Raw genomic sequence first — 19,383 nt, 5'->3', positions numbered from 1 at the left:
CGCGGGAGGCGCTCAGTGCGGGCGAGATGCGAAAGATTCTCCAAACCCCCGAGGAAGAGGTCTGGAAATTGGTCCGCGCAGCGTGGGCGGTGCGAAAGAAATTCTTCGGCCGCCGCGCGCGGATACACGTCCTCCTGAACGCCCGGAGCGGGCTGTGCCCCGAGGACTGCGCCTACTGCTCGCAGTCCTCGGCGGCGGCGACCGGGGTCGACAAGCACCCCCTCGTCCCCAAGGAGCGGATTGTCGCGGGTGCCCGCAGGGCGGCGCAAGCTAAGGCGTTCCGCTACTGCATCTCTACGAGCGGGCGCGGCCCTTCGGACGCTGACATCGAGGCGCTGTGCGGGGCGGTGCGCGAGATCAAGGAAGAAATTTCCATCGAGATCTGCTGCTCGCTGGGGCTCCTTTCCGCCGAGCACGCCCGGCGCCTCAAGGCCGCCGGCGTGGACCGCGTCAACCACAACCTCAACACGAGCGAGCGCTTCCATCCCGAGATCTGCGGAACCCACACCTACGCCGACCGCATCGAGACGCTGCGAAACGTCAAGACGGCGGGGCTCGACGTCTGCTGCGGCGTCATCGCCGGCATGGGCGAGACGGAGGAAGACCTCGTCGCCGTGGCGTCGGCGCTGCGGGAGCTCGACGTGGATTCCATCCCGCTCAATTTCCTGAATCCGATTCCCGGCACGCCCCTCGCGGGCGCGCGCGCCTTGACGCCGCTTTGGTGCTTTAAAATCCTGAGCCTCTTCCGGCTCGCCAACCCGGCGAAGGAGGTGCGCGTCGCAGGCGGGAGCGAGGTCAACCTGGGCGAGCTGAGGCCGCTCGCCCTTTTCGCCGCGAACTCCCTCTTCGTGGACGGCTACCTCACCACGCCCGGCGCCTCCGCCGGGGACACGCACCGGTTTCTGGAAGAACTCGGGTTCGAGGTCGAGGAGTGCAGGCAGGAGCTGTTCGCGGCGGCGGGATAGTAGCCGGGCTTCGGATTCTCGACTCGTAACATAAGGAGAAGAAAAGAATGAAATTTCGGGCGGCAATTTTTATCTTCTTCTTACCGCTGCTTCACTGCGGCCCTTGCGGTTCGGTCACCGGTGAACAACCCCGGGTAAGCACGGCGGAACTTGTGTCGCATTCCTCTCCGCAGGAATGGCTCGACGGGCGCGCGAGCGGAATCGGCGGAAGCGACATCGGAGCCATCATGGGACATTCCCCTTGGGCGTCGGCGGTCACCGTGTGGGCGGAAAAGATGAATCTATACGCCAAGGAAGTCACGCCAGCGATGGAGAGAGGAAAGTTTCTTGAGCCGTGCGTGTTGGATGCATACAAGGAAAAGCGCTGTCTGGATGTTTTTTACCATCCGGATTCGTTCTTCCAGTCGACTCGACATCCAGTCTTTCGTTCATCCGTCGACGGTCTCGTCGAGAGCGAGAAAACAGTGGTCGAGATCAAGACCTCGCGCCACGGGAGAAAATACTGGGGCAGGCCGGGAACTGACGACGTTCCCGATTACGTCAGGGACCAGGTCCAATGGGCGATGGGAGTCTTGGGGCCGGAATGGAAGACCGTTGAAATTGCGGTTCTCTTCGGCGAGGTCGAGCCCGAAATTTGCCTTCCCGAGATTTACCGCATCCGGCGCGACGACGAATACATCGCCGAGATACAGAAGGCCGCTCTGGATTTCTGGCGGAACGTCGAGGCAAAAAAGTGTCCGGAGCCGAGGGACGGCCTGAAAGAAACGAGGAAAGCGCTAACGGCGGTGTACCGTCTCGGCCATGAAGGAGAAATCAAGGACCAAATCGTCGAGGCCGACGACTTGGCGCGGCAGACCATCGAGCAGCTTGAAGAGGCGATCCGTGGAGGCGACAACAAAAGGAAAGAAGTGCTGAGAAACAAGATTCGCTATTTCATCGGCGAGAGAGGAACGAAAGGCATCCGGGCGGGCAACATCGTTTACACTTGGACTCAGGATAGAAACGACGTGTGGATGCTGCTCAGGAAACGCTAAACCCCCGAAGAAGCCTCCCCAGCACCTCTATCACATGCTTCAGCTCTTCCTGCTTAATCACGTACGGGGGCATGACGTACACGACGTTTCCGAGCGGGCGGAGGATGACGCCTTCCCTGAGGCCACCCTCGTAGATGGGCAGGCCGACGCGCTCGCGATAATCGAACGGCTCTTTCGTCTTCTTGTTCTTGACGAGCTCCACGGCGCCGACCATACCGAGCGTCCGCGCGTCTCCCACGCAGGGAAGATCGCGAAACGATTCGAATCCGTCGCGGAGGATTTCTTGAAGCGGTTTGTTCCTCTCGAGCACGTTCTCCTCCTCGAAAATCTTGAGGCTCTCGACGCCCACGGCGGCGGCCAGGGGATTCCCCGTGAAGGAGTGGCCGTGGAAAAAAGTTTTGAGGGTTTCGTAATCGTCGTAGAAGGCGCCGTAAATTTCCTCGGTCACGGCCGTCGCGGCCATCGGAAGGTAGCCCGCCGTGAGTCCCTTCGAGAGGCACATCATGTCGGGAAGAATTCCCGCCCGCTCCGAGGCGAACATCTCCCCCGTGCGCCCGAAGCCGGTCATCACTTCGTCGCAAATCAGAAGCACCTCGTACCGCTTGCAGAGCCCGGCGGCCTTTTGAAGGTATTCCTCCGGGTACACGATCATCCCGCCGGCCGCCTGGATGAGGGGCTCCACGATGAACGCGGCCGTCTCTTTATGATGTTCGCGCAGGATGTTTTCCAAGGATGAAATACACTCCGCGTCACAGGGTGAGCACTCCTTTCCGAGCGGGCAGCGGTAGCCGTAGGGCGAGGCGGCGCGGCGGGTCTCGAAGAGGAGCGGCCGGAACGTCTCGTGGAAAAGCTCCACGCCGCCCACGGACATCGCCCCGACCGTGTCGCCGTGGTAGCCGTTTTCGAGGGAGGCGAATTTCGTTTTTTCGGGCCGCCCCTTGTGCCGCCAGTACTGGAGCGCCATCTTGAGGGCGACCTCCACGGCGGTGGAGCCGTCGTCGGAGTAGAAAATCTTCTTTATATTCTTCGGAAGAATTTTCACGAGCCGCTCGGCGAGCTCCACCCCGGGTGCGTGCGTGAAGCCGGAGAAGATTACCTGCTCCAGCGCGTCCGCCTGTTCCCGAAGCGCCCGGTTGAGGCGCGGATGGGAGTGGCCGTGGATGTTGACCCACCACGAGGAGACGGCGTCGATGTATTTATTGCCCTTGTCGTCGTAAAGGTACACGCCCTCGCCGCGCGTGATGACGAACGGCGGGTGCCGCTCGTGGTCCTTCATCTGCGTGAAGGGATGCCAGACGTAGCGGCGGTCCTTGTCAAGAACGGGGTGCGTCAACGGTTTTCTCTCCTTCCTGCGGCTCTGAAAAATTTTCCCGGAACACCCGCGCCAGATTTTTCTCCAAATCCTCTATCCTCGGAATCTGCGCGAGCACCTTCGCCCCTCCGTACTGCTCGATGGCCTCGGCGTTTTGAGAGTTTTCGCCGCCGCACATGACGACGCCCCACACGGAGATTCCGCACTCCCGCGCGGCGCGTAGCGTGAGCACCGTGTGATTGATGGTGCCCAGGCCCGCGCGCGAGACGATCAAGACCGGGATGTTGAGCGCCTTGACCAAGTCGACCATGGTCTCCGTCTCGGTCACGGGAACCAGCAGCCCGCCCGCGCCTTCGACGATGAGGCGCTCGGCACGCCGCTTGAGCTCGTCGCATTTCTCCCTGAGAACATCGAGGGAAATCGGCCGCTTGTGCATGCGGGCGACCAGGTGTGGCGAGAGCGGCTCTGGATAGCAGTAAATTTCGTCGGCGATCTCGTCCGGCGCGGCGCAGGCGAGTCTTTTCACGCTCGCCGCGTCGCGGTCCACGCTGGTTCCCGTCTGGATGGGCTTCCAGTAGAGGGTCTTGTACCGCTCGCGCCAGAGGGAAAGCAGCCCCGCGGCGACGACGGTCTTTCCCACCTCCGTGTCGGTTCCCGTGACGAAGACGTGCGGCGGCATTCTTTCCTACACCCCTTCCTTGTAAAGCCGAATAATCGTCTCGACGGCGCGGCGCAGATCTTCTTCCGCGACGGAGGCGTTCAGGGAGAGGCGCAGCCGCGACGTTCCCTTGGGCACCGTGGGGGGGCGGACGGCGCGCACGTCGAAGCCTTCCTCGGCGAGCCCGCGGCTGAACTCGAGCGCGCGCGACTCGCTTCCCAGGATCACGGGAACGATCTGGCTTTCGCTCTTGAGGGTGTCGATCCCCGCCTCCTGTAATTCTTCTCGGACGCCAGCGGCGCGCTCGAGCAGCCGCTCGCGCCGCTCGGGCTCCCCTTTGATCACATCGACGGCCGCAAGGATGCCTCCCAGGACCGCGGGCGGAAGGCTGGTGCTGAAGATGAAGCTGCGGGCGTGGTTGATCAGATAATCTCGCATTTCCTTATCGCAGACGACGTAGGCCCCGAAGACGCCCATCGCCTTGCCGCATGTCCCGAGTGCGAGCGTCACGTCCCCGGAGACGCCGAGCATCTCGGAAATTCCCGCGCCGGTCGGTCCGAACACTCCCGTGGCGTGCGCCTCGTCCACCATGAGCATCGCGCCGTATCGTTTTGCAAGGAACACCAGGTCCTTGAGCGGCGCGATGTCGCCGTCCATGCTGAAGACGGTGTCGGTCACGATGAGGCGCTTTGCCGAGCGCGAGCGTGTGGGGTGGCGTTTGAGGTCGCCTTCGAGGTCGTTCATGTCGCAGTGCCGATAGGCGAATATTCTCGCCTTGCTCAGGCGGATGCCGTCCACGATGGAGGCGTGGTTGAGCTTGTCGGAGAAAACCTGGTCGCCCGGGCCCGCGAGGGCCGAGAGGATGCCGACGTTTCCCTGGTAGCCGGAATTAAAAAGGAGCGCGGCCTCGCGGCCCTTGAGGCGGGCAAGCGTTTCTTCGACCTCCTCGTGGAGCGGGAGGTTGCCGCCCAGGAGCCGTGAGCCCCCCGAGCCGGCGCCGTATTTCTCGACGGCTTCGAAAATTCCCTTGATGACCGCCGGGTGCCTGCTCAGCCCCAGGTAGTCGTTCGAGGAGAGGTCGACGCCACGCGGGGTTTTGAGCGCGCGGTGCCCGTCGGCCGCTTTGAGCGCGGCCAGCCTTTCCCGCACGAAAGATTCGGGAGAATCTTGCGCGGGCGTTCCGGCCACGTTGGGGTGCGAAAAAATTGACATCGAAACGGCGCTTTGATACAGGCCTACTTAATTTAGAATTCTATGGGAATGCCGCGAACTCGTGAACACAGCGAGGGATTAGGATAACCGAACGGGGACAGCGGGGCAAGGCATCGGGCGATCCGCTCTCATCTGCGAAATCACAACGGACAAAAAAAGGCGGCCCCGCCTTGACGGGGCCGCCTTTGTCGAGAAAATACAACTTCGCAGTTACCAGCGGTTACCGCCGCCTCGGTTGCCGCCGCGGTCACCGCCGCGACCACCGCCGCGACCACCACCGCCGCCGCCGCGGCCTCGGCCACCTTCGGTTCGCGGCCGGGCCTCGTTGACCTTCATGTTGCGCCCCATGAATTCCTTTTCGTTCAGCGCACCTATGGCGGCCTTGGCCTGCTCGTCGTCGTTCATTTCCACGAAGCCGAAGCCACGCGGCCGGCCCGTGAATTTGTCAGTGATGATGGCCACCGAGGCCACTTCTCCGTGGGCTTCGAATTCCTTGCGAAGCGCGTCCTCCGTTATGTCGAAGGACAGGTTTCCAACGTAGAGTTTCATGTTCGTTTTCGGTCCTTTTCGTCTCTTATGGTCCTTTACACGATGGAAAGGTTCGCCCCTTCCATCAACTCCTACACGAACGGCGATTGTCCGCCCGCGTCTTCCGCGTACGGCGTACCTTGAGCCCGCTCTTTTCGAGCAGAACCCCAACCGCCTCCCAGCGCTTCGAAGGAAATGGAAAAACGAAAAATGAACGTCCGTCCTTACTTCACCCGAACCTACCAGTTGCGTGCAGAATTTGGTTAACCTTCCACCTCAGGGTGGAAGATTGTAGTATACACCGCCCGGGAGCGTTTGTCAAGTGCTGGTGCGACAATTGTCCCCGGACAGGAGGAGGGAGTGACCGGTGATTTCAGAACCGCCATGCAGAGCAGACCGTGGCGGGGCCGACGGGCCCCGACTGAAGTCGGGGTAAAACTCGAACTTTACCCCCGACGGCTTCGGCGGGGCCGCGACTTCAACGTGATCGGCTGAGTAAATGGCGGGGCCGACGGGACTCGAACCCGCGACCTCCGGCGTGACAGGCCGGCGTTCTAAACCGACTGAACTACGGCCCCCTCAAGACGTTATGCTACGTCCTATCCGCGCAATTGTCAACGCGGGGCTGGAACTGGGGCACTTGGTACTGAACTACGACGCGGCGGGAACGGAGCTCTTTCCTCCCTGCGCACTGAGTACCAGCTTGTGGTTCGTGCGCACTTCGCTGCGCAGCCTGAGCGTCGCCACGGCAGAGCCGATAACCTCGTCCTGATAGATTTGGATGAGCTCGTCGCGCAGGAGTTCCTTGCGTTTCTCGTAGGCGCTCTCCTCAAAATCCACCTTAAGGTCCACCTCGAACAACATCAGCCCCTTCTCCGGCAAGTAGTACGCCCCGACATCTCCTTCCTCCATGGACTCGACCATTTCAAAGAGGCCGGGCGTTTTCTGTTCGAAGCGCACGGGCTTATTGGTGCACGTAAACGTGCCCGTGGCGTCTTTTTCGCGCCCGAATTTCTCTTCGAGATCGCCAAAACTCTTCTTGCCGGAGCGGACGCTCGCAATCTCCTTCTCGGCCCACTTAATATAGGTGGTTTCGCGCCGCGTGTCCTGCACGTCCTTTCGGATCCTGTCCTTGACCTCGTCGAAATCGGGAATGCGGTTCTCCTTCCGCTCCGCCACGTAGAACACCGCATACCGGTCGCCGATTGCAATGGGAGAGGAAATGTCGTGTAAGCTCAAGAAGTAGGCTCGCTTCTGCAGCTCATGGAGGGGCTCGGGAAAGGCGCCTTCCTGCTTGCGGGAAAAAAAGCCGCTGTCGCGGATGTCGGCTCCCAGCTCCTGTGCGGTTTCCCGGAACGTCTCCGCCTGCAGCGTTTGGCTCAGCTCCTTCGCGTCGTCGTAAGCCATGCTGCTTGCGCGCTGTTCTATGAATTGCTCTCGAAGCTCCGGCTCCACCTCCTCGTAAGTTCGATAGTAGCCGCCCGGATCGAAGTCTTGGAGCTTGATGATATGAAACCCGAACGAGGTGGTCACCACGTCGCTCACCCCGCCCTCCTCAAGCGCCTTGACCGCGTCCTCGAAAGGCTTGACCATCTGCCCGGGGCCGAAATAGCCCAAGTCGCCGCCCTTCACCGCCGAGCCCGGGTCCTCGCTATACTGGCGCGCCAAGGCAGCGAAATCCTCCCCCTTGCGGGCGCGGTCGGCGATCGATTCGGCCAGAATCCTCTTTTCCTCGCGCGTCTCGTCGTCCGCGAGCTCTTCCAAGCGGATGAGGATGTGGCTTGCGCGCCAGCGTTCCCCGCTGACATGGTAAAACTCCTTGGCGCGTTCGTAGTAATCCCGAAGTTCCTCATCCGTCACCTTGACGCGGGCATGGTAATCCTCGGGGCCGAAGACGGTGTATTCGACGCGGCGCTCCTCGGGGATGGTGTAGCTCTCCTTGTTTTTCTCGTAGTAGGCTTTGATGTCCGCCTGGGACACCGCGATGTCGCGGGGCAGAGCGTCTTCCGGAACGAAAAAATACAGAAGGTTCACGCGGCGCAGCGTGTCGTGGAAGCGCTCCTCGATCTGCTTTTCCGTAATGGTCACCGCGGAGCGAAGCAAGTTGCGCATCTTGCCGGCGAGCAGATACCGCTGCATCTGATTCTCCCAGACAGCGGCGCTCAGCCCCTGGCGGGAGAGCTGCCGGATGTATTCATCGCGGCCGATGAAGCGCCCATCCCGCTGGAAATTGGGATTCTCCATGATGGCGTCCGCGAGCTCGGCGTCCGAGGCGCGGAACCCCAGTTTTTCCGCCTCCGCGGCCAGCAGCCACTGCGTAATCATATCATTGATAATCATGTAGCCAAGGTTCATCTCCGCCGGATTGAACTCCCTTTCCATGCCATAGAAGGTTTCCCGGTATCTGCGTTCCGAATTTTGATAGGCGTTCAAGAACTCGATCACGGTGATGACCTCGCCGTCCACGGTGGCGGCCCAGTCGGCCGCGACGGCTTCGCCCCGCCGCGCGCCGCCGCCCCAGAAGGCAAAGATGGTGATGATGAAGGCCCCGATCACGGCCCAAATGACCCACTTGAGGTGCTTCAGGTTTTCACGCATCGAGCCAATCACAGCGGTTTCTCCTTTCTTTAAGAATCGAAGATTTCATCCCACAACTCCCCTGCGTATACCACCCTCGCCTTTCCCGAAAGCCACAGGCTTTCACCTTCCGAGGGTGAGTCTATTGTAAAGGAGCCGCCTCCGCGGGTCAAGCACGCCGTGGGAAAAGCGCAGAGCCCCAGCCGCACCGCCGTCCATGCGGCGGCGGCGCTTCCCGTACCGCAGGCGAGGGTCTCGGCCTCGACGCCGCGCTCGTAGGTGCGCAACTGCAACCGGTGCTCGTCTTCGACTTGCACGAACGTCGCGTTCGTGCCCGCCGGGCCGAACTCCGGATGGCTGCGAATCAGGCGTCCGAGTTCCTTGACGGCGCACGCTTCCAGGTCCTCCACGAAAACCACAAAATGCGGCACCTCGGCCTCCACGTAGTTTCCCGTCACGCCGCGGCCCTTGAGGAGCAGAGAAAGGTTGAGCCGCTCCTCGCGCGGCGCGGCAAGCTCCACGCTAACGTCGCTTTCCCGGACTTCGGCCTTGCGGACGCCACGCGCCGTCTCGATGCGCATCCCGCGGGGGGCGATGACCTTCATAAGGGCGAACCGCGCGGCGCATTGCAGCCCGTTGCCGCAGAACTCCGCCTCCTTTCCGTCCGCGTTGAAATAGCGCATGCGAAAATGCGCCTTGCGCGAGTACTCCACGTAGATGGCGCCGTCGGCCCCCGCCCCGAGGCCGCGCCGGCAGGCCGCCGAGATCCACGCGGCCCCGCCCGGCACGCAGCCGCTGCGGTTGTCGAAAAGCAGAAAATCGTTTCCCCCCGCGGTCATCTTGTAAAACGGCACGGCGTTCATGACGGAACGTGTCTCATATGGAGTATGGAGTATAGCGTATAACGTATCGCCTTCGGCGGAAAGCGCTCAGCGTTCAGCGTCCTGATACAAAACACGCTTTGGGTCATCAGATAAATGCCTCAAAACACCGGAGCCGCGCGCACCAGCCGCTCGACGCTCTCCGAAGGGGTGCTTTCATTTCCCGCCCCGTCCACGGCTGTCACGCGGTAGCGGTACCTTCGATCGATCTCGACGGTGCTGTCCTCGAAAATCGTCGAGGAAAAAGGCTCGGCCGTGATTCGGGCGAAGGCGCCGTCGTCGCCCGCCCGGTACACATGGTAGCCGGCTAGGTCTTCCTCCTTGTTGGGAAACCAAAAGAGGCGCACCCCCTCCTCTTCGACGCTCGCCGAAAGACCCTGCGGCACGGCGGGCGGGAAGACATCTATGGGCGTCACCGTCACCGTTTCGGAGTCGAGGCTCTCGGCACCTTCGGGCACGACGCTTCGGACGCGGTACACATAGGTTTGGTCAAAGCGAAATTTCTCGTCCTCGAACCAATTTCCCTCAACGGGCTCCGGCGTGAGGCGCTCCGGCGGCGCCTCGCCCGCCCCCGGGGCGCCGGGCCTTACGGTGTGGCGAAGGACGACATAGCCGATCGGCGGACTCGGAGCGGAAGGTTCCTCCACGGCGGGCATGGCGTGCTCCCACCGAAGGTGCACGGCCATCTCGGTGACAGCCGCTTCGAGCACTTGGGGCGGCTCCGCGTAAAGTTTGGGAAAAATGCGCTCGATTTTCGAAAACGGGCTGCGGCGCCCCCGCTCGTTTCGAATCTCGATGCCGTAGAAAACCTCCTTCGCAACCGCCCCCCCGCCCCCCTGCCCGGCATCTTTCTTCTTTCGCCTCCAGCTCGGGTCGGGTGACAAAGGCCCCTCTTCTTCCTCGCTCCGCTCTTCTTCCATGGCCACCTCAACGTTCTCGGCCACAACGTCGGCCACCGAATCCTGCCACGAGAAGGCGGTCGACTGGCTGGGGATGACGCGAAGCGTCGCCACGAGCTCGGCGCTTTCCTTGAAAACCCGCGCGGAAGGGTAGTTGCCTCCCCCCTCGGGGCGCTCGTCGCGCCAGATGCTCAACGTGGCCTCCTCGATGGGGTACCCGTTCATGGTGGTCGGCTTAACGCTGCCGCGGACGTGCACGTAAGACCCTTGCTGGGCGAGCGTGAACTCCGCCGGATGCGGCACGCGCCGCAGGGGCGGAACCGGGTCCTTCTTGACCCCGCACGCAACGCCGAGCACAAGCACGGACGCCACCGAAGTCGCCTTGACCGCTCCGCAGGCCGCGCCTAAGATGAGAACTGGAAGCGAACGAGGGCTGGTGTCCTCCGCGGACTTCAAATCCGTCGGGCCCAGATCCAAGAGATCGGGGCGGTGGGTTCGATTCCCACCCGCTTCCGCCATCACGCCGAGGCCTGTCCGCCGCAACCTGCTTGCGCGAAGCGCTTCGGCGGAGGCAGGCGCTGTGGATGGCGGGCGCACAGGTTCCTTAGAATGGAATGTCCTCGTCGCTGTAGTCCGGGTCTGGCTCCGAGACCGCATCCGGCGGCGATGATTTTGGGGAGTCCGCCTCGCCGGTCTTGGCTCTGGGACCCTGGCCCTCGCCGCGCCCGCCGAGCATGAGAACCTGGCGTGCCACTACTTCCGTCTTGTAGCGCTTGTTGCCGTCCTTGTCGTCCCACGAGCGGGTCTGGATGCGCCCCTCGACGTAGACCTGCCGTCCTTTGTTCAGATACTCCCCGCAGATTTCCGCCTGCCGGCCCCACGCCACGACGTTGTGCCACTCGGTGCGCTCCTGCGGGTTGCCGTCCTTGTCCTTCCACTTATCATTGGTGGCGAGCGTGAACTCCGCGACTGGCGACCCGCCCGGGGTGTAGCGAAGCTCCGGATCGCGTCCCAAGTTGCCGATGAGAATGACTTTGTTCAGTCCTGCCATGGGAGTTTCTCCTTTTTATATTTGAAGGAAACCAGTGTAGCACTCGCCCGCATGCGGAGCAAGTCCGCCGCTTGGGTCGGTATTGGCTGGGGCGGGAGGATTCGAACCTCCGATTCCAGGATCCAAAGTCCTGTGCCTTACCACTTGGCTACGCCCCAAAGGTCCGCCGTGAACCCCCTTGCACCTTGCCTGTGCAAGAAGCAGGGAGTAAGAACCATTGTATCTTAATGGCCCGTCCGGGGCATTTCCGCCTCGAGCGTCATCTCTTCTTGCAGCAGCGCTCGATGAGCCGGCCGCCGCAAATAGGACGGACGCCGGCCTACCACTCGTCCGGGTGCTTCGCTTCGTCCACGCGGCCCAGCCCCAGGCACGCGAGCGCGAGAAGTGCGTAGCCCGCGGCAAAGGCGAACGGGTGAGGGTCCTGGACGGCCCAGGGCCAGAACATGGCCCCCGCCGGATAGGGCGAGTGAATCAGCCCGAAGAGGCACATCACCGAGCCGAGCAGGGCGAAGCCGGTGGCGCGCGCGTAGCGGCGGTCGATCAGGTCGGCCGAGAGCGCCCCCCACAGGAGCGCCGAAAGGATGAAGCCGTTTCCGAGCATGCGCAGCACGAAGTAGGCGTGCGAGATTTCTCCCGTGAGCGCCTCTTCTGAGCCGCCGAGCGCCTGCATCATCTGGTCGAGTTGGATGCTCACGAGGTTGGCCATTACGGGAAGGAAGCAGATCGCCACGGCCTTCGCGTGGCGGTGCGGCGTCGCCTCGAAGGCCTGCGCCGTGATCTCGAGGCCGATGAAGACCAGGATGGGGGCGACGGCGGCCTCGGGGATGAAGTCCACGAAGAAGGCGAGGTAGCCGAGCATGCCGCCCGCGCCGATGAACAGGGCCGTGGCGAGCGTGTAGGCCGCGCGCCCGCCCATCGCCTTGTACGCGGGGTGGCCGATGTAGGGCGTCGACTGCACGGCACCGCCGCAGAGGCCGGCGAGCGCCGTGGCCGCGGCGTCGGCCAGGATGATGCGGCGCGTCGGGTAGGTGTCGCCCGCGGCGGCGGCGCTCTCCGTCACGTCCACCGAGCCCACGACGATGGCGAGCGTGAACGGGAGCACGATGGGAAAATAGAGCCAGGCGTCGGCGAGGCCCTGCACGAAGCCGAGCGTGGGAATCGGAAGCGCGAAGCGCAGGGAGAAATCGCCGTGGAAGGGCTCGATGCCGGGAAGCCCGAAGGGCAACGCGGCGAGGACGTAGTAGACGAGCATGCCCACGCCGACGGCGGCGAGCGCCCCGGGAACGTTCCACGGAAGCCGGTAGCGCGCGATGAGCGCCGCCAGGATGATGCCGAGCGAGAGGAGGCCCACGATGGGGCTGCCGAATATCTTGAGCGACGGAAGGAAGGCGATGAGGACGAGCGCGACGGCGGCGATGGAACCCAGGAGGCCCGCGCGCGGCACGGCGGCGCGGATGCGCTCCCCGACGAGCGAGCCCGCGGCCTTGATTAGCCCCGACATCACCATGACGGCCATGCTCAGGTACCATAGCCGCTCGCCCGCCGCCTCGGGCGCCATGCCTTCCCGCGTGAACATCATGTACGCAGGGCCGTAGATGGCCACGGCGTAGCCGATGGTCGAGGGCGTGTCCATGCCGAGCGGCATCGCCGTGACGTCGCTCCGCCGCTCACGGCGCGCGAGGCCGAACGCCATCCACGTGTAGAGAAGGTCCCCCACGAGCACCGCGACGGCGCTTCCGGGCACCATCTTGAAGAGGACGACCTCCTTGGGGACGCCGAAGCCCAGGATGAGGATGGAGGCGAAGATTACGAGGTCGCTCATGTTGTCGAGCATGAGACCGAAGAAGGCGTTCACGTCGCCCGGCCGCGCCCAGCGGTAGGTGGAGGGGGATGACGTCATGGTCGTTATCTCACGGCTGCTTTCAATTCACCGGCTTTTTTTCTCTTTTTCCCTGCGTTCATCGAACACGGCGGCCTCAAAGCTACTCTACACCCCATTTAGTACCTTTAGAAGCCGCTTTCAATTCCTCGGCTTTCTTCTCTTTCTCTTCGGCTTCTCTCAAAAGCGCCTCCCTCTCGGCTTCGTCCTTGACGATTTTAGCACACGCGCGCAGCGCAAGGCCCCAGTTGCGGTGGTAGTAATGGCTGTCGGGCTCGATGCGGACGGCCTCGGCGTATTTGCCGAAGGACTCCCGGAAGAGCGCCTCGTCCTTTGTCATCTTGGCCAGATCGGAAAGCGCATTGCCCCAGTTGCTGTAGGCTTCGTGCTTGTCGGGCTTTATGCGGATGGCCTCGGCGCATTTTTCCATGGCCTCGCGAAAGAGCGCCTCGTCTCTTTTCAGCCTGGCCAGGCCCGTAAGCGCGGTGCTCCAGTTGGTGTAGGCTTCGTGATAACCAGGCTCGAGACGGACGGCCTCGGCGTATTTGCCGAAGGACTCCCGGTAGAGCGCCTCGTCGCCTTTCTCCCAAGCCGAATCCAAAAGCACGTTGCCCCAGTTGAAGTAGGCACTGGGATTCTTTCCCGAAACGGCCGCGATTTCCCAGTGTTTCGCCGCCCCTTCCCTGTCGCCCTTGTCATAAGCGTCAAGGCCGAGGATGAAGTGCATCTCGGGGTCGACGGGCTCGCCTTCTTCTTCCTGCTCGAGGCTATCGGGGGCTGACAGCTCAATGACTTCCTTGTCCCCTTGAGGAATCACGTCCGCCGTAAATTCGGTTGTATCCTCTCCGGGCGCCTGTTCTTGCGCCTTCTTCTTTCCAAGGTAATACAGCCAACTCGGCACTCCGATTAAAATTACTGCAATGATCGGAGCAAGGCATGGAAGCAGCCATCTCCGGAGGCCGGTGTCCCGGGGTTGCCGTCTTTCTTCGTTGTCCGTCATAAAGCCGTAGTGTTCCGCTTAGACAATCTCTTCAACTCCTCCACTGCCTTTACCTTCAGGACGTCGCGCTCGACGATCCGCGCGCGCGGCATATCGCCCCATTCTAAATAAGGGCGCGGGAAACCTCAACTCTCGGGCTTGTCCTTGGAAGCTTTTTTCAATGCCTCGGCTTTTTCTGTTTTTTCCCCGGCTTCTTTCAAGAGCGCCTCCCTCTCGGCTTCGTCCTCGGTAATTTTGGCAAGCCAGCGCAACGCAACGGCCCAGTTGCGGTAGTAAAGAGGTTCGTCGGGCTCGATGCGGACGGCCTCGGCGTATTTGGTGAAGGACTCCTGGAAGAGCGCCTCGTCCTTTTTCTCCTTGGCCACAACGGAAAGCGCGGTACCCCAGTTGCTGTAGGCTTCGTGGTAGTCGGGCTTTAGGCGGACGGCCTCGGCGTATTTGTCGAGGGACTCCCGGAAGTTTTTCGTCAAGTCCAAATCCAAAAGCACGTCGCCCCAGTAGAGGTAGGCTTTGGGATGCTTTCCCGAGATGGCCGCGATTTCCCAGCGTTTTGCCGCTTCTTCCAGGTCGCCCTTGTCATAAGCGTCCAGGCCCAGGATGAAGTGCATTTCGGGGGTGAGGGTTTCGCCTTTCTGCTCGCGCTTGAGGAGGTCGGGAGCCGGCGGCTTAACTTCCTCTTTCTCCTTTTCGGAGGGAGGGGGTTCCGTCGTGGCCCGGAAAACGGCGGGAATGAAGCCGAGGCAGACAATCAGCAGCGTAATTTTTTTCATGCTTCTTCCCTATTTACGTTTCTTGATTTTCTCGGCTATTTTCTCTTTCTTTTCGGCTTCTTTCAAGAGCGCTTCCTTCTCGGCCTCGTCCTCGACAATTTCAGCGCACTCACGCAACGCAACGGCCCAGTTGTCGTAGACTTGGCGGAGATCAAGTTTGAGGCGGACGGCCTCGGCGTATTTGCCGAAGGCTTCCCGGAAGAGCGCCTCGTCGCCTTTCATCTCGGCCAAATCGGAAAGCGCATTACCCCAGTTTCCGTAGGCTTGGTGCATATCGGGTTTGAGGCGGACGGCCTCGGCGTATTTTTCGAAGGACTCCCGAAAGAGCGCCTCGTCACCTTTCATCTTGGCCAAACCGGAAAGCGCAACACCCCAACTGCCGTAGGCCGCGTGGGAATCGGGTTTGATGCGGACGGCTTTGGCGCATTTTTCCAAGGCCTCCCGGAAGAGCGCCTCGTCTTCTTTCATGCCGGCCAAGTCCGAAAGCGCACTGCCCCAGTTGCTGTGGGCTTCGTGTTTGTCGGGCTTGAGGCGGACGGCCTCGGCATATTTGGCGAAGGACTCCCGGAGGAGCGCTTCCTTCTCGGCCTCGTCCTCGACAATTTTAGCGCACTCACGCAATGCAACGGCCCAGTTGTCGTAGACTTGGTGGAGATCAGGCTTGAGGCGGACGGCCTCGGCGTATTTGCCGAAGGACTCCCGGAAGAGCGCCTCGTCGCCCTTCAGCTTGGCCAAGCCCGTAAGCGCAACACCCCAGCTGTCGTAGGCTGCGGGGGCATCGGGCTCGATGCGGACGGCTTTGGCGCATTTTTCCAGGGACTCCCGGAAGAGCGCTTCGTCTCCTTTCATCCCGGCCAACTTGGAAAGCGCAAAGCCCCAGTTGTTGTAGGCTTCGGAGTAATCGGGCTTGAGGCGGACGGCCTCGGCTAGCTTACCAATGGATTCTCGAAAAAGGGCCTCGTCACCTTTTAATTCCGCGAGTTGCCCGAGCGCAGCGCCCCAATTGCTGTAGGCCTGGTGGAAATCGGGCCTGATGCGGGCGGCCTCGGCGAACTTACCCAAGGATTCTCGAAGAAGAGCCTCGTCACCTTTTAATTCCGCGAGTTGCCCAAGCGCAAAGCCCCAGTTGTTGTAGGCTTCGTGCTTGTCGGGCTTAATGCTAACGGCCTTTTTATATTTGGTGAAAGATTCCCGGAAAAGCGCCTCGTCGCCTTTCATCCCGGCCAAACCGGAAAGCGCAATCCCCCAGTTGTAGTAGGCTTCGTGGTAATCGGGCTTGAGGCGGACGGCCTCGGCGTATTTCTCGAAGGACTCCCGGAAGAGCGCCTCGTCGCCTTTCATTGCGGCCAACTTGGAAAGCGCAAAGGCCCAGTTGTTGTGGGCTTGGTGGAAACCGGGCTCGACGCGGACGGCCTCTGCGAACTTACCGAAAGATTCTCGAAGCAGGGTCTCGCTACCCATTAAATCCGCGAGCTGCACAAGCGAAGTGCCCCAATTAATGTAGGCTTCGTGAAGATCCGGCTTGAGGCGGACGGCCTCGGCGTATTTCTCGAAGGACTCCCGGAAGAGCGCCTCGTCGCCTTTCATCCCGGCCAAACCGGAAAGCACATTGCCCCAGTTGTAGTAAGCTTTGTGGTAATCGGGCTTGATGCGGACGGCCTCGGCGTATTTCTCGAAGGACTCCCGGAAGAGCGCTTCGTCGGCTTTCATCCCGGCCAAACCGGAAAGCGCATTGCCCCAGTTCAAGTAGGTTATGTGGTCATCGGGATTGAGGCGGGCGGCCTCGGCGAACTTGTCGAACGACTCCCGGAAGAGCGCTTCGTCGCCTTTCATTCGGGCCAAATCGGAAAGCACGCTGCCCCAGTTGCTGTAGGCTGCGGAGCTTTCTCCCAACATAGCCGAATTGCCGAACCGCCTTGCGGCCTCTTCCTTGTCGCCCTTCTTGTAAGCGTCCACGCCCAGCAGGAAGTGCATTTCGGCGGTGAGTGATTCGCCCTCCTGCTCGCGCTTGAGGAGGTCGGGAACAGACGGCTCAACTTCTTCTTTCTCCTCTTTGGAGGGAGGGGGTTCCGGCGCGGCCCAGAAAACGGCGGGAATGAATCCGAGGCAGACAACCAGCAGCGCGGTCTTTTTCATGAGGTTTCCTGAGACGATTCCTTCAACACCTCCATCGCCTGCGGGATGTCACGCTCTACGATCCGCGCGCGCGGCATATCGCCCCATTCTAAATAAGGGCGCGGGAAACCTCAACTCTCGGGCTTGTCCTTGGAGGCTTTTTCCAATTCCTCGGCTTTTAATAGTTTTTCCACGGCTTGTTTCATGAGCGATTCGTTCTCGGCTTCGCCCTCGACAATTATAGCGCACTCGCGCAACGCAACGCCCCAGTTGTGGTAGTAAATAGGTTCGTTGGGCTCGATGCGGACGGCCTCGGCGTATTTGGTGAAGGACTCCCTAAAGAGTTCTTCGTCGCCTTTCATCTTGGCCAAATCGGAAAGCACATTGCCCCAGTTGCTGTAGTAAAGAGGGTCGTTGGGCTCAATGCGGACGGCCTCGGCGAACTTGTCGAAGGCCTCCCGGAAGAGCGCCTCATCTTCTTTCAGCTTGGCCAACTCGTAAAGCGCATTGCCCCAGTTGCTGTAGGCTTCGTGGTCATCGGGATTGAGGCGGACGGCCTCGGCGTACTTTTCGGAGGCCTCCCGGAAGAGCGCCTCTTTTTCTTTTTCTCCTTCTTTCATCACGGCCAACATGGAAAGCGCAAAGCCCCAGTCGTTGTAAACTTCGTGGTAATCGGGCTCGATGTCGATGGCTTTGGCGTATTTTTCAAAGGCCTCCCGGAAGAGCGCCTCGTCTCCTTTCATCCCGGCCAACATGAAAAGCGCATTGCCCCAGTTGTAGTAGACTTCGTGGTCGTCAGGCTCGGTGCGGACGGCCTCGGCGTATTTTTCGAAGGCTTGTCGAAAGAGCGCTTCGTCACCTTTCATCCCGGCCAAACCGAAAAGCGCAGTACCCCAGTTGAAGTAGGTTTCGTGGTCATCGGGATTGAGGCGGACGGCCTCGGCGTATTTGCCGAAGGACTCCCGGAAGAGCGCCTCGTCGGCTTTCATCCATGCCAAATCGGAAAGCGCGGTGCCCCAGCTGTTGTAGGCTTCGTGGTAATCGGGCTTGAGGCGGACGGCCTCGGCGTATTTTTCGAATGACTCCCGAAAGAGCGCCTCATCACCTTTCATCTCGGCCAAATCGGAAAGTGCATTACCCCAGTTTCCGTAGGCTTGGTGCATATCGGGCTTGAGGCGGACGGCCTCGGCGTATTTGTCGAATGACTCCCGAAAGAGCGCCTCATCGCCTTTCATCTTGGCCAATTCGGAAAGCGCATTGCCCCAATTGTTGTAAGCTTCGAAGTAATCGGGCTTGATGCTAACGGCCTCTTCATACTTGGTGCAGGCTTTTCTGTACAGTTCTTCGTCTTCTTTCATCTTGGCCAACTCGTAAAGCGCAACGCCCCAGTTGTTGTAGGCTTGGTAGAGATCAGGCTTGAGGCGGACGGCCTCGGCGTATTTACCGAAGGACTCCCGGAAAAGCGCTTCCTTTTCTTTTTCTCCTTCTTTTATCCCGGCCAAATCAGAAAGCGCATTGCCCCAGTTGTAGTAGGCTTCGTGCTTGTCGGGCTCGATGCGGACCGCCTCGGTGTATTTGGTGAAGGACTCCCGGAAGAGCGCCTCGTCGCCTTTCATTCCGGCCAACTCGGAGAGCGCAAGGCCCCAGTTGTTGTAGGCTTGGTTGTGTTCTGGCTCGATGCGGACGGCCTCGGCGTATTTGTCGAAGGACTCCCGGAAAAGCGCTTCCTTTTCTTTTTCTTCTTCTTTCATCTCGGCCAAATCAGAAAGCGCATTGCCCCACTTGTTGTAGGCATCGTGGTCATCGCGCTTGATGCGGACGGCCTCGGCGTATTTTTCAAAGGATTCTCGAAAGAGCGCCTCGTCTCCTTTCATCATGGCCAAGCCCGTAAGCGCAAGGCCCCAGTTGCTGTAGTAAAGAGGGTCATCGGGCTCGATGCGGACCGCCTCGGCGTATTTCGCGCAGGACTCCCGGAAGAACGACTCGTCTTCTTTCATCATGGCCAACGTGTAAAGCGCAATGCCCCAGTTGCTGTAGTAAAGAGGGTCGTTGGGCTCAATGCGGACGGCCTCGGCGTATTTTTCGAAGGACTCCCGGAAGAGCGCCTCATCTTCTTTCAGCTTGGCCAAATCGTAAAGTGCAGTACCCCAGTTGTTGTAGGCTTCGTGCTTGTCGGGCTTGATGCGGACGGCCTCGGCGAGCTTACCAATGGATTCTCGAAAAAGGGCCTCGTCACCTTTTAATTCCGCGAGTTGCCCGAGCGCAGCGCCCCAATTGCTGTAGGCCTGGTGGAGATCCGGCTTGAGGCGGACGGCCTCGGCGTATTTTTCGAAAGACTCCCGGAAGAGCGCCTCGTCTCCTTTCATCCCGGCCAACATGAAAAGTGCAAGGCCCCAGTTGTAGTAGGCTTCGTGGTCATCGGGATTGAGGCGGACGGCCTCGGCGTATTTGTCGAAAGACTCCCGGACGAGCGCCTCGTCTCCTTTCATCCCGGCCAACATG

The 19,383-nt window shown here is 61.0% G+C and carries 15 protein-coding genes and 3 tRNA genes; 3 read left to right on the top strand and 15 right to left on the bottom strand.

Translation table 11 applies throughout. The features are described from left to right. Together bioB and JSV08_03205 are read left to right on the top strand one after the other, a co-directional pair. The coding region (gene bioB, locus JSV08_03210; protein UCF81430.1) for a biotin synthase BioB at positions 1-965 on the top strand (965 nt) is incomplete at its 5' end. Between the two features lie 152 nt (positions 966-1,117). Beyond that, positions 1,118-1,999, top strand: coding sequence for a YqaJ viral recombinase family protein (locus JSV08_03205; GenBank protein UCF81429.1), 882 nt, complete (start codon positions 1,118-1,120; stop codon positions 1,997-1,999). Here JSV08_03205 and bioA read toward each other — a convergent pair. The 8 genes from bioA to JSV08_03165 form a co-directional block, all read right to left on the bottom strand. Beyond that, positions 1,986-3,275 carry an adenosylmethionine--8-amino-7-oxononanoate transaminase gene (bioA, locus tag JSV08_03200; protein UCF81827.1) on the bottom strand — a complete coding sequence of 430 codons (1,290 nt, stop codon included), beginning with the start codon at positions 3,273-3,275 and terminating at the stop codon, positions 1,986-1,988. The two genes, JSV08_03205 and bioA, sit on opposite strands and share 14 nt — an antisense overlap. A gap of 37 nt (positions 3,276-3,312) precedes the next feature. Continuing rightward, positions 3,313-3,990 carry a dethiobiotin synthase gene (bioD, locus tag JSV08_03195; protein UCF81428.1) on the bottom strand — a complete coding sequence of 226 codons (678 nt, stop codon included), beginning with the start codon at positions 3,988-3,990 and terminating at the stop codon, positions 3,313-3,315. A 6-nt stretch (positions 3,991-3,996) separates the two neighbouring features. Continuing rightward, the gene (gene bioF / locus JSV08_03190; GenBank protein UCF81427.1) at positions 3,997-5,181 is read right to left on the bottom strand and encodes an 8-amino-7-oxononanoate synthase; all 1,185 of its coding nucleotides are present in this window, start codon (positions 5,179-5,181) and stop codon (positions 3,997-3,999) included. A 210-nt stretch (positions 5,182-5,391) separates the two neighbouring features. Further along, a complete protein-coding gene (locus tag JSV08_03185; GenBank protein ID UCF81426.1) occupies positions 5,392-5,730 on the bottom strand; it encodes an RNA-binding protein in 339 nt (112 codons plus the stop codon). A 479-nt stretch (positions 5,731-6,209) separates the two neighbouring features. After that, a tRNA-Asp gene (locus tag JSV08_03180) sits at positions 6,210-6,287 on the bottom strand. A gap of 73 nt (positions 6,288-6,360) precedes the next feature. After that, positions 6,361-8,319: a SurA N-terminal domain-containing protein gene (locus JSV08_03175; protein ID UCF81425.1), complete on the bottom strand. Its 1,959-nt coding sequence runs from the start codon at positions 8,317-8,319 to the stop codon at positions 6,361-6,363. Between the two features lie 17 nt (positions 8,320-8,336). Next, positions 8,337-9,149, bottom strand: a complete 813-nt coding sequence (locus tag JSV08_03170) for a diaminopimelate epimerase (GenBank protein UCF81424.1) — start codon at positions 9,147-9,149, stop codon at positions 8,337-8,339. Positions 9,150-9,268: 119 nt separating this feature from the next. Continuing rightward, a complete protein-coding gene (locus JSV08_03165; protein ID UCF81423.1) occupies positions 9,269-10,438 on the bottom strand; it encodes a hypothetical protein in 1,170 nt (389 codons plus the stop codon). A 46-nt stretch (positions 10,439-10,484) separates the two neighbouring features. Between JSV08_03165 and JSV08_03160 the strand changes: the two genes are divergently transcribed. Then, a tRNA-Sec gene (locus JSV08_03160) sits at positions 10,485-10,584 on the top strand. Positions 10,585-10,670: 86 nt separating this feature from the next. Here the strand turns inward: JSV08_03160 and JSV08_03155 are convergent. From JSV08_03155 to JSV08_03125, 7 genes are all read right to left on the bottom strand, one after another. After that, positions 10,671-11,117 (bottom strand): single-stranded DNA-binding protein, encoded by a 447-nt coding sequence (locus tag JSV08_03155; protein UCF81422.1) that lies wholly within the window; start codon positions 11,115-11,117, stop codon positions 10,671-10,673. A gap of 83 nt (positions 11,118-11,200) precedes the next feature. Continuing rightward, positions 11,201-11,275 (bottom strand) — tRNA-Gln (locus JSV08_03150). Positions 11,276-11,436: 161 nt separating this feature from the next. Then, complete coding sequence (locus JSV08_03145) at positions 11,437-13,017, bottom strand: MFS transporter (GenBank protein UCF81421.1); 1,581 nt, start codon at positions 13,015-13,017, stop codon at positions 11,437-11,439. Positions 13,018-13,099: 82 nt separating this feature from the next. Then, positions 13,100-13,897 carry a hypothetical protein gene (locus tag JSV08_03140; protein ID UCF81420.1) on the bottom strand — a complete coding sequence of 266 codons (798 nt, stop codon included), beginning with the start codon at positions 13,895-13,897 and terminating at the stop codon, positions 13,100-13,102. 224 nt (positions 13,898-14,121) lie between these two features. Next, a complete protein-coding gene (locus tag JSV08_03135) occupies positions 14,122-14,766 on the bottom strand; it encodes a hypothetical protein (GenBank protein ID UCF81419.1) in 645 nt (214 codons plus the stop codon). A 9-nt stretch (positions 14,767-14,775) separates the two neighbouring features. Beyond that, entirely contained in the window at positions 14,776-16,902 is a 2,127-nt protein-coding gene (locus JSV08_03130; GenBank protein UCF81418.1) for a hypothetical protein, read from the bottom strand. A 110-nt stretch (positions 16,903-17,012) separates the two neighbouring features. Then, a partial coding sequence (locus JSV08_03125; protein UCF81417.1) for a tetratricopeptide repeat protein occupies positions 17,013-19,383 on the bottom strand: 2,371 nt, incomplete at its 5' end.

The organism is Acidobacteriota bacterium (assembly GCA_020349885.1).
Taxonomy (GTDB): domain Bacteria; phylum Acidobacteriota.
Note: the sequence above shows the minus strand (reverse complement) of the source record. Positions and strands in the feature narration are given on the sequence as shown.

Coding starts and splice junctions, on each gene's coding strand:
- JSV08_03135 (UCF81419.1), bottom strand. CDS start 14,766: ATGAAAAAAATTACGCTGCTGATTGTCTGCCTCGGCTTCATTCCCGCC.
- bioD (UCF81428.1), bottom strand. CDS start 3,990: ATGCCGCCGCACGTCTTCGTCACGGGAACCGACACGGAGGTGGGAAAG.
- bioF (UCF81427.1), bottom strand. CDS start 5,181: ATGTCAATTTTTTCGCACCCCAACGTGGCCGGAACGCCCGCGCAAGAT.
- JSV08_03170 (UCF81424.1), bottom strand. CDS start 9,149: ATGAACGCCGTGCCGTTTTACAAGATGACCGCGGGGGGAAACGATTTT.
- JSV08_03185 (UCF81426.1), bottom strand. CDS start 5,730: ATGAAACTCTACGTTGGAAACCTGTCCTTCGACATAACGGAGGACGCG.
- bioA (UCF81827.1), bottom strand. CDS start 3,275: ATGAAGGACCACGAGCGGCACCCGCCGTTCGTCATCACGCGCGGCGAG.
- JSV08_03145 (UCF81421.1), bottom strand. CDS start 13,017: ATGACGTCATCCCCCTCCACCTACCGCTGGGCGCGGCCGGGCGACGTG.
- JSV08_03130 (UCF81418.1), bottom strand. CDS start 16,902: ATGAAAAAGACCGCGCTGCTGGTTGTCTGCCTCGGATTCATTCCCGCC.
- JSV08_03155 (UCF81422.1), bottom strand. CDS start 11,117: ATGGCAGGACTGAACAAAGTCATTCTCATCGGCAACTTGGGACGCGAT.